Annotated in this window: 8 protein-coding genes; 6 read left to right on the top strand and 2 right to left on the bottom strand. The window is 73.2% G+C overall.

Annotated elements, in window-relative coordinates; genetic code table 11:
* Positions 1-29: 29 nt before the first annotated feature.
* Positions 30-848 (top strand): serine hydrolase domain-containing protein, encoded by an 819-nt coding sequence (locus ACFV5N_RS01825; protein ID WP_385592633.1) that lies wholly within the window; start codon positions 30-32, stop codon positions 846-848.
* Here the strand turns inward: ACFV5N_RS01825 and ACFV5N_RS01830 are convergent.
* On the bottom strand, positions 845-2,284 hold the full coding sequence (locus tag ACFV5N_RS01830) for a nucleobase:cation symporter-2 family protein (RefSeq protein ID WP_385592636.1): 1,440 nt from the start codon (positions 2,282-2,284) through the stop codon (positions 845-847). The genes ACFV5N_RS01825 and ACFV5N_RS01830 overlap by 4 nt on opposite strands.
* A gap of 110 nt (positions 2,285-2,394) precedes the next feature.
* The gene (locus ACFV5N_RS01835; protein WP_385592639.1) at positions 2,395-3,075 is read right to left on the bottom strand and encodes a pirin family protein; all 681 of its coding nucleotides are present in this window, start codon (positions 3,073-3,075) and stop codon (positions 2,395-2,397) included.
* Positions 3,076-3,130: 55 nt separating this feature from the next.
* On the opposite strand from ACFV5N_RS01835, the gene ACFV5N_RS01840 reads away from it, so the two are divergent.
* From ACFV5N_RS01840 to ACFV5N_RS01860, 5 genes are all read left to right on the top strand, one after another.
* Entirely contained in the window at positions 3,131-4,327 is a 1,197-nt protein-coding gene (locus ACFV5N_RS01840; protein ID WP_385592642.1) for a PucR family transcriptional regulator, read from the top strand.
* Positions 4,328-4,439: 112 nt separating this feature from the next.
* Positions 4,440-5,393, top strand: a complete 954-nt coding sequence (locus tag ACFV5N_RS01845; protein ID WP_385592645.1) for an ACP S-malonyltransferase — start codon at positions 4,440-4,442, stop codon at positions 5,391-5,393.
* A 22-nt stretch (positions 5,394-5,415) separates the two neighbouring features.
* Positions 5,416-6,450, top strand: coding sequence for a ketoacyl-ACP synthase III (locus ACFV5N_RS01850; RefSeq protein ID WP_385592647.1), 1,035 nt, complete (start codon positions 5,416-5,418; stop codon positions 6,448-6,450).
* Between the two features lie 85 nt (positions 6,451-6,535).
* Positions 6,536-6,784, top strand: a complete 249-nt coding sequence (locus tag ACFV5N_RS01855; protein WP_375062225.1) for an acyl carrier protein — start codon at positions 6,536-6,538, stop codon at positions 6,782-6,784.
* Between the two features lie 94 nt (positions 6,785-6,878).
* On the top strand, positions 6,879-8,147 hold the full coding sequence (locus tag ACFV5N_RS01860; RefSeq protein WP_385592650.1) for a beta-ketoacyl-[acyl-carrier-protein] synthase family protein: 1,269 nt from the start codon (positions 6,879-6,881) through the stop codon (positions 8,145-8,147).
* Positions 8,148-8,193: the final 46 nt, after the last annotated feature.

Consider the following 8,193-nt stretch of genomic DNA (forward strand, 5'->3'; position numbering starts at 1 on the left):
GGCGCGCGGCGGGCGTTACGCTCGGGGGCATGCGGAGTCTGGAGATCATCGACAGCTGGCCGGTGCCGGCCGCGGCGGCGGGCGTGGTGCGGGCGGACGGCCGGGTGGCCGGGGTGCGCGGGCCGGACGGGCAGCGGTTCGCGCTGGCGTCGGTGACCAAGCCGCTGGCGGCGTACGCGGCGCTGGTGGCGGTGGAGGAGGGCGCCACCGAGCTGGACGAGCCGGCCGGCCCGCCCGGCTCCACGGTGCGGCATCTGCTGGCGCACACCTCCGGTCTCGCGTTCGACGAGCACCGGGTGATGGCGGAGCCGGGCACCCGGCGGCTGTACTCGAACGCCGGTTTCGAGGTGCTGGGCGAGCACATCGCCAAGGCGACGGGGATACCGTTCGCGGACTATCTGCGCGAGGCGGTGCTGGAGCCGCTGGGCATGGCGGCCACGGAGCTGGCCGGCTCGCCCGCCAAGGACGGCGTCTCGACGGTGCGCGATCTGCTCGCGTTCGCCGCCGAACTCCAGGCGCCCCGGCTGCTGGCGCGGGAGACGGTGGCGGAGGCGACCTCGGTGGCCTTCCCCGGGCTGAACGGGGTGCTGCCGGGCTACGGGCACCAGAAGCCGAACGACTGGGGCCTCGGTTTCTCGATCCGGGACCACAAGAGCCCGCACTGGACAGGGGCGGCCTCCTCGCCGCGTACCTTCGGCCACTTCGGGCAGTCGGGCACGTTCCTGTGGGTCGATCCGGACGCGGGCGCGGCGTGTGTGGCGCTGACGGACCGCGCGTTCGGGTCGTGGGCGGCACAGGCGTGGCCCCCGTTCACGGACGCGGTACTGGCGGAGCTGCGCGGCGCCTAGGGTGCGGCGGCGTCGCGGGGCGCCCGTGCGCTGTCCCCGGGCGGCGCAGCCGGTACGTCCGGCGCCGGTACGTCCGGGTCCGGTGTGTCCCGTCCGTCGGCCGTCTCCGGTGCCGTCGAGGTGCGGCGCGGCAGGTGGTGGAAGAGCAGGTTGAGCGCGACGGCGGTGACGCAGCCCGCGCTGATGCCGCTGTCCAGGAGGGTCTGCGCCCCGTGCGGGAACCGCTCGTAGATGCCCGGCACCCCGACCGGCAGCAGGCCGACCGCCACCGAGACGGCGACGACGGTCAGCCGGTGGGCCCCGGCGCCGCCGCCGAAGTCGACGGTGGCGAGGGTGCGCAGCCCGCTGGCCGCGACCGATCCGAACATCACCAGCCCCGCCCCGCCCAGGACGGGCGCCGGGACGGCGGCGACGACGGCGCCCAGTTTGGGCAGCAGTCCGAGCAGGACGAGCAGCGCCCCGGCGGCGGCGACCACCCAGCGGCTGCGGACCCGGGTGAGGGCGACCAGGCCGACGTTCTGCGCGTACGCCGTGTAGGGGAAGGTGTTGAAGACGCCGCCGAGCACGGTGGAGAAGCCGTCGGCGCGCAGCCCGTCGGCGAGCCGGCGGGCGTCGGGGCGGCGGCCGGTCAGCTCGCCGACCGCGATCAGGTCGCCGGTGGTCTCCGTCATGCAGACCAGGCCCACCACCAGCATGGAGAGGATGGCGGCGAGCTGGAACTCGGGCGCCCCGAAGTGGAAGGGGGTGCTCACGCCCAGCCAGTCGGCGTCCGCGACCCCGGAGAAGTCGGTGAGGCCCAGCGGGACGGACACGGCCGTGCCGGCGGCGATGCCGGCCAGGACGGCGACGCGGCCGAGCAGTCCGGGGCCGAACCGCTGGACGAGCAGGATCACCAGCAGGACGCCGCCGGCGAGCGCGAGGTGGCGCGGGTCGCCGAAGTCGTCGGCCCCGGCGCCCCCGGCGGCCCAGTTCCCGGCGACCGGCAGCAGGCTGAGGCCGATGATGAGGATGACGGTGCCGGTGACCAGCGGCGGGAAGAACCGCAGCAGCCGTCCGAAGACCGGGGCGAGCAGCATGATGGCGAGCCCGCACACGATGACCGAGCCGTAGATGGCGGGCAGTCCGCCGTCCTGCCCGATGAGCACCATCGGGGTGACGGCGGCGAAGGTGCAGCCCTGCATGATCGGCAGCCGGGCGCCGAAGCGCCACCAGCCGACGCACTGGATGAGGGTGGCGAGGCCGCAGATCAGCAGGTCGGCGGTGATGAGGTACGCGAGTTCGGCCGGGCCGAGGCCGAGCGCGCCGCCGACGATGAGGGGGACGGCGACCGCTCCGGCGTACATGGCGAGGACGTGCTGGAGGCCGAAGGCGAGGAGGCGGGTGGGGCGCGGAACGTCGTCGACGGGGTGGACCTGAGCTTCCGAAGTTCTGGCCATGGCTGGACGGTAAGCGAGCCGTACGGACCGCTGATATCCCCCGGATTACCCCTGTGTGACGGTGTACGGCCAACCGGCTGATCCGGGCGCACGACCACCCCCGCCCGTCCTCAGCCGTCGAACTCCCAGATCAGCAGCTCCGTGCCCGCCCCCTCGGCGACCGCCACCGGCCGGGGGTCCCGTCCCGGGTCCGTGATCCGGGCCGCGTCCCCCTCCGTCAGCACCGTCTCCCCCAGCCGCAGCGCACCCGCCGTCACCTGCAGATAGACGCGCGGCACGGGCGGCAGGCCGACCCGCTCGCCGGCCGCCGGGCGGCGCACCCGCAGCCGGGCGCCCGCCGCCGGAACCTCGTACGGCTCGCCGTCCGGCACCGACCGCGCCACCGTGTACCGGGGCTCGCCGCCCGCCGTGGCCGGTTCCAGCCACATCTGGAGGAACCGCAGCGGCGCGGCGCCCGCGTTGCGCTCGGTGTGCCGGATGCCCGCCCCCGCCGACTGGTGCTGGAGGTCACCGGGGCGCAGGGTGACGGTGTGCCCGGCGGCGTCCCGGTGCGTCAGCTCGCCCGCCAGTACCCAGCTGATCAGTTCGACATCCCGGTGCGGGTGCTCGGCGAAGCCGCTGCCCGGGGCCAGCCGCTCCTCGTTACAGGCCACCAACGGCCCGAACCGGACATTGTCCGGATCGTAGTGGCCCCCGAAGGAGAAGGCGTACCGGCTGTCGATGCCCTCCGCCGGCTCCCCGCCCCGGTGCCGGTCCTGCCCGCGCTGCACCCGTACCCGTTCGTCAAGCATGGCCCCACCGTATCCACCCGCCCGGACACCCCCGCCGGGAATGAGCACCCGCCGGATGAGGCAGGCTGGACCCGTGTCCGATGCCGATCAGAACCACCCGCACGCCGCCACCGTCCGCCGCCTCGAACAGTCGTCCGGGAAGCTTGCGGCCGCCGCGATCACCCGGATGGACCAGCAGCTCCCCTGGTACCGCGCCATGCCACCGGAGAACCGGTCCTGGATCGGCCTGGTCGCCCAGGCCGGCATCGCGGCGTTCACCGAGTGGTTCCGGCACCCCGAGACCCCGCAGGCCATCAGCACCGATGTGTTCGGCACCGCCCCGCGCGAGCTGACCCGGGCGATCACCCTGCGGCAGACGGTGGAGATGGTCCGCACCACGATCGAGGTGGTCGAGACCGCCGTCGACGAGATCGCCGCCCCCGGCCAGGAGGAGGCGCTGCGCGGCGCCCTGCTGGTGTACGCCCGGGAGATCGCCTTCGCCACCGCACAGGTGTACGCGCAGGCCGCCGAGGCGCGCGGCGCGTGGGACGCCCGGCTCGAATCCCTGGTCGTCAACGCGGTGGTGTCCGGGGAAGCCGATGAGGGTGATCTTTCCCGGGCCGCCGCGCTCGGCTGGTCCTCGCCCGACCATGTGACGGTGCTGCTCGGCAGCGCGCCCAACGGGGACAGCGAGCTGACGGTCGAGGCGATCCGGCGCGCCGCCCGGTACGCCAAGCTCCAGGTGCTGACCGGGGTGCTCGGCAAGCGGCTGGTGGTGATCACCGGAGGCAGCGACGATCCGCTGGCCGCCGCCAAGTCGCTGATCGGCCCGTTCGCCTCCGGCCCGGTGGTGGCGGGTCCCGTGGTCGGGGACCTGCGGGCCGCCACCCGCTCCGCGCAGGCCGCCGCCGCCGGACTCCGGGCGTGCGCCGCCTGGCCGGACGCCCCGCGCCCCGTCCTCGCGGACGATCTGCTGCCCGAACGGGCCATGGCGGGTGATCCGGTCGCCAGGACCCTGCTGGTGGAGGAGATCTACAGACCGCTCCAGCAGTCGGGCGCGGCGCTGCTGGAAACACTGAGTGTCTATCTGGAGCAGGCCAGCTCCCTGGAGGGTGCCGCCAGGATGCTGTTTGTGCACCCCAACACCGTCCGCTACCGTCTGCGGCGTGTGACGGACGTCACCGGGTGGCCGCCGTCCGACGTCCGATCGGCCTTTACGCTGCGCATCGCGCTGATGCTCGGCCGGCTCGCCGACGGGGAGCAGCGGGTGTGACCGTACGGGCCACCCACCCCCCGCACCTTGTGGGGTCCTCACAACTCGATCAGCCGTTCTTCGTCCCCGTCCCCACCGGCGGGGAGACCCTTGGCCAAGAGAGAGTGTGAGGGTGTTCGTACTCGTAGCTCCCGGCCAAGGCGCACAGGCGCCCGGCTTTCTGCGCCCCTGGCTCGACGTCCCCGGCGCCGGTGACCGGCTGACCGCGTGGTCCGACGCGATCGGCCTGGACCTGGTCCGTTACGGCACGGAGGCCGACGCCGACGAGATCCGCGACACCGCCGTGGCCCAGCCGCTGCTGGTCGCCGGTGCCCTGCTGTCCGCCCGCGCGCTGCTCGGCGAGGACACCCGGTACTCCGGCGTCGTCGCGGGCCACAGCGTCGGCGAGCTGGCCGCGGCGGCCATCGCCGGGGTGCTGAGCGACGAGGAGGCCATGACGCTGGTCCGCAGGCGCGGTCTGGCGATGGCCGAGGCGGCGGCGGTCACGGAGACCGGGATGTCGGCCGTACTGGGCGGTGACCCGGACGAGGTCGCGACGAAGCTCGGCGCGCTCGGCCTGACCCCGGCCAACAACAACGGCGGCGGCCAGATCGTGGCCGCCGGTACCCTGGAGCAGTTGGCGGCCCTGGCCGCCGACAAGCCCGAGAAGGCGCGGGTCATCGCACTCAAGGTGGCCGGGGCCTTCCACACCCGGCACATGGCGCCCGCGGTGGCCGCCATGGAGGCAGCCGTCCGGGACGTCAGCGCCGCCGACCCGGACCCCTCGGTGCGGTACGTGTCGAACGCCGACGGCGAGGTCGTCCGCAGCGGCAAGGAGATCGTGAGCCGCCTGGTGTCGCAGGTCTCCAGCCCGGTGCGCTGGGACCTGTGCATGGACACCTTCCGGAGCCTGGGGGCGACCGCGCTGGTGGAGCTGTGCCCGGGCGGGACCCTGGCGGGGCTGGCCAAGCGCAATCTGAAGGGGGTCGCCCAGCTGGCGATCAAGTCCCCGGAGGAGCTGCCCCAGGCCCGCGAGCTGCTCGCCGCGGCCCACGCCGGCGCCGGCGCCGGCGAATCAAGCGAATAACGGCGAAGAGGAGTCATCGAGTATGACCGCCACCATCAGTCCCGGCACGGGCGCGCCGCACGCGCGTATCCTCGGGGTCGGCGGCTACCGCCCGGCCCGGGTCGTACCGAACGAGGAGATCCTCAAGCACATCGACTCCTCCGACGAGTGGATCCGCTCCCGTTCGGGCATCGCGACCCGGCACTGGGCGGGCGAGGACGAGACGGTCGCCTCGATGTCCCTGGACGCCGCGGGGAAGGCCATCGCGGACGCCGGGATCACCGCCGACCAGGTGGGCGCCGTCGTGGTGGCCACCGTCTCGCACTTCATGCAGACCCCGTCCGTGGCCACCGAGATCGCCCACAAGCTGGGGACGGGCAACGCCGCCGCGTTCGACATCTCCGCCGCCTGCGCCGGCTTCGGCTACGGCCTGGCGGTCGGCAAGGGCCTGATCGTCTCCGGCAGCGCCCGGTACGTCCTGGTCATCGGGGTGGAGCGGCTGTCCGACCTCACCGACAAGGAGGACCGCTCCACGGCCTTCCTGTTCGGCGACGGCGCGGGCGCGGTCGTCCTCGGCCCCTCCGAGGAGCCCGCCATGGGTCCCACCGTGTGGGGCTCGGAGGGCGACAAGGCGGACGTCATCGCGCAGACCGTGCCGTGGGACCGGTTCCGCAGCGGTGACGTCTCCGACCTGCCGGTGGACTCCCACGGCGAGGTCAAGTTCCCGGCGCTGCGCCAGGAGGGCCAGACGGTCTTCCGCTGGGCGGTGTTCGAGATGGCGAAGGTGGCCCAGCAGGCGCTGGACGCCGCCGGGATCACCGCCGCCGACCTGGATGTGTTCATCCCGCACCAGGCCAACATGCGCATCATCGACTCGATGGTGAAGACCCTGAAGCTGCCCGAGCACGTCGCCATCGCCCGGGACGTGGAGACCACCGGAAACACGTCGGCCGCCTCCATTCCGCTCGCCATGGAGCGGATGCTGGCGACCGGTCAGGCGAAGAGCGGGGACACCGCTCTCGTCATCGGCTTCGGGGCGGGGCTCGTGTACGCCGCGACGGTCGTTACTCTCCCCTAAGCACAACTGAGTCGGCACGGCGAGCGCCGGGCCGTTTCATCACCCAGATGCGGTACCCACCGCAGCACACTGAAGGAGCGCGGCAATGGCTGCCACCAAGGAAGAGATCATCGCTGGTCTCGGTGAGATCGTGAACGAGATCGCCGGGATCCCCGCGGAGGATGTGCTTGAGGACAAGTCGTTCACCGACGACCTGGACGTCGACTCGCTGTCCATGGTCGAGGTGGTCGTGGCCGCCGAGGAGCGCTTCGACGTCAAGATCCCGGACGACGACGTCAAGGGCCTGAAGACCGTCGGCGACGCCGCCAACTACATCCTCACGCACCAGAGCTGAACCGCCGCACCGTCGGCACCGACGCATGTCGCCACCCCGTGGTGGCGCGGTACCCCTGTACCTCTGAAACCTGACGAGCGGATAGGAAAGTCCCGTGAACGCGACCAATCGAACGGTGGTTGTCACCGGCATCGGCGCAACCACACCGCTGGGTGGCGACAGCGCGTCAACCTGGGAAGCCCTGCTGGCCGGAAAGTCCGGCGCGCGGCCCCTGGAGCAGGAGTGGGCGGCCGAGCTGCCCGTACGGTTCGCGGCGGGCATCTCGGTCGAGCCGACCGAGGTGCTGGCCCGGCCGCTGGCCCGCAAGCTGGACCGTTCCACGCAGTTCGCGCTGATCGCGACGCGTGAGGCGTGGGCGGACGCGGGCTTCACCGGCAAGGCCGGCGAGGACGAGTCGCAGGTGAGCCCGGACCGGCTGGGCGCGGTCGTGGCCTCCGGCATCGGCGGCATCACCACGCTGCTCGACCAGCACGACGTGCTGAAGGAGAAGGGCGCCCGGCGGGTCTCCCCGCACACCGTGCCCATGCTCATGCCGAACGCCCCGGCCGCCAACATCGGCCTGGAGATCGGCGCCCGGGCCGGGGTGCACGCCCCGGTCAGCGCCTGCGCGTCCGGCTCCGAGGCGCTGGGCTACGCGGTGGAGATGATCCGCAGCGGCCGCGCCGACGTGGTGGTCGCGGGCGGTACGGAGGCGTGCCTCCACCCGCTGCCGATCGCGGCGTTCGCCAACATGATGGCGATGAGCAAGAACAACGACGACCCGCAGGGCGCGTCCCGCCCCTACGACACGGCGCGCGACGGCTTCGTGATGGGCGAGGGTTCCGGCGTGGTGGTGCTGGAGTCCGCCGAGCACGCGGCGCGGCGCGGTGCCCGGGTCTACTGCCAGGTGATCGGCCAGGGCCTGTCGGCCGACAGCCACCACATCGCGCAGCCCGAGCCGACCGGCCGGGGCATCGCGGCGGCGCTGGAGCACCTCCAGGAGACCACCGACTTCGACCCGAAGGAACTGGTCCACGTCAACGCGCACGCCACCTCGACGCCGCAGGGCGACGTGGCGGAGATCAAGGCCATGCGCAAGGTGCTGGGCGACGACCTCGACCACGTGGCGATCTCCGCCACCAAGTCGATGACCGGCCACCTGCTGGGCGGCGCGGGCGGCGTGGAGACGGTGGCCACCGTCCTGGCGCTGTACCACCGCACGGCCCCCGCCACCCGGAACCTGGACGAGATCGACCCCGAGGTGGCGGACGCGGACATCGTGCGCGGCGCGCCGCGCGAGCTGCCGTCGGGCCGGATCGCCGCGCTGAACAACTCGTTCGGCTTCGGCGGCCACAACGTGGTCCTGGCGATGCGCACGGTCTGACCCGCGACGCCGCACGGCACAGCAGGCCGCCCCGCCCGGGATGTCC

The organism is Streptomyces sp. NPDC059853 (genome assembly GCF_042731495.1).
In the GTDB taxonomy this organism is placed as follows: domain Bacteria; phylum Actinomycetota; class Actinomycetes; order Streptomycetales; family Streptomycetaceae; genus Streptomyces.

Coding starts and splice junctions, on each gene's coding strand:
- ACFV5N_RS01825 (WP_385592633.1), top strand. CDS start 30: ATGCGGAGTCTGGAGATCATCGACAGCTGGCCGGTGCCGGCCGCGGCG.
- ACFV5N_RS01830 (WP_385592636.1), bottom strand. CDS start 2,284: ATGGCCAGAACTTCGGAAGCTCAGGTCCACCCCGTCGACGACGTTCCG.
- ACFV5N_RS01835 (WP_385592639.1), bottom strand. CDS start 3,075: ATGCTTGACGAACGGGTACGGGTGCAGCGCGGGCAGGACCGGCACCGG.
- ACFV5N_RS01840 (WP_385592642.1), top strand. CDS start 3,131: ATGAGGCAGGCTGGACCCGTGTCCGATGCCGATCAGAACCACCCGCAC.
- ACFV5N_RS01850 (WP_385592647.1), top strand. CDS start 5,416: ATGACCGCCACCATCAGTCCCGGCACGGGCGCGCCGCACGCGCGTATC.
- ACFV5N_RS01855 (WP_375062225.1), top strand. CDS start 6,536: ATGGCTGCCACCAAGGAAGAGATCATCGCTGGTCTCGGTGAGATCGTG.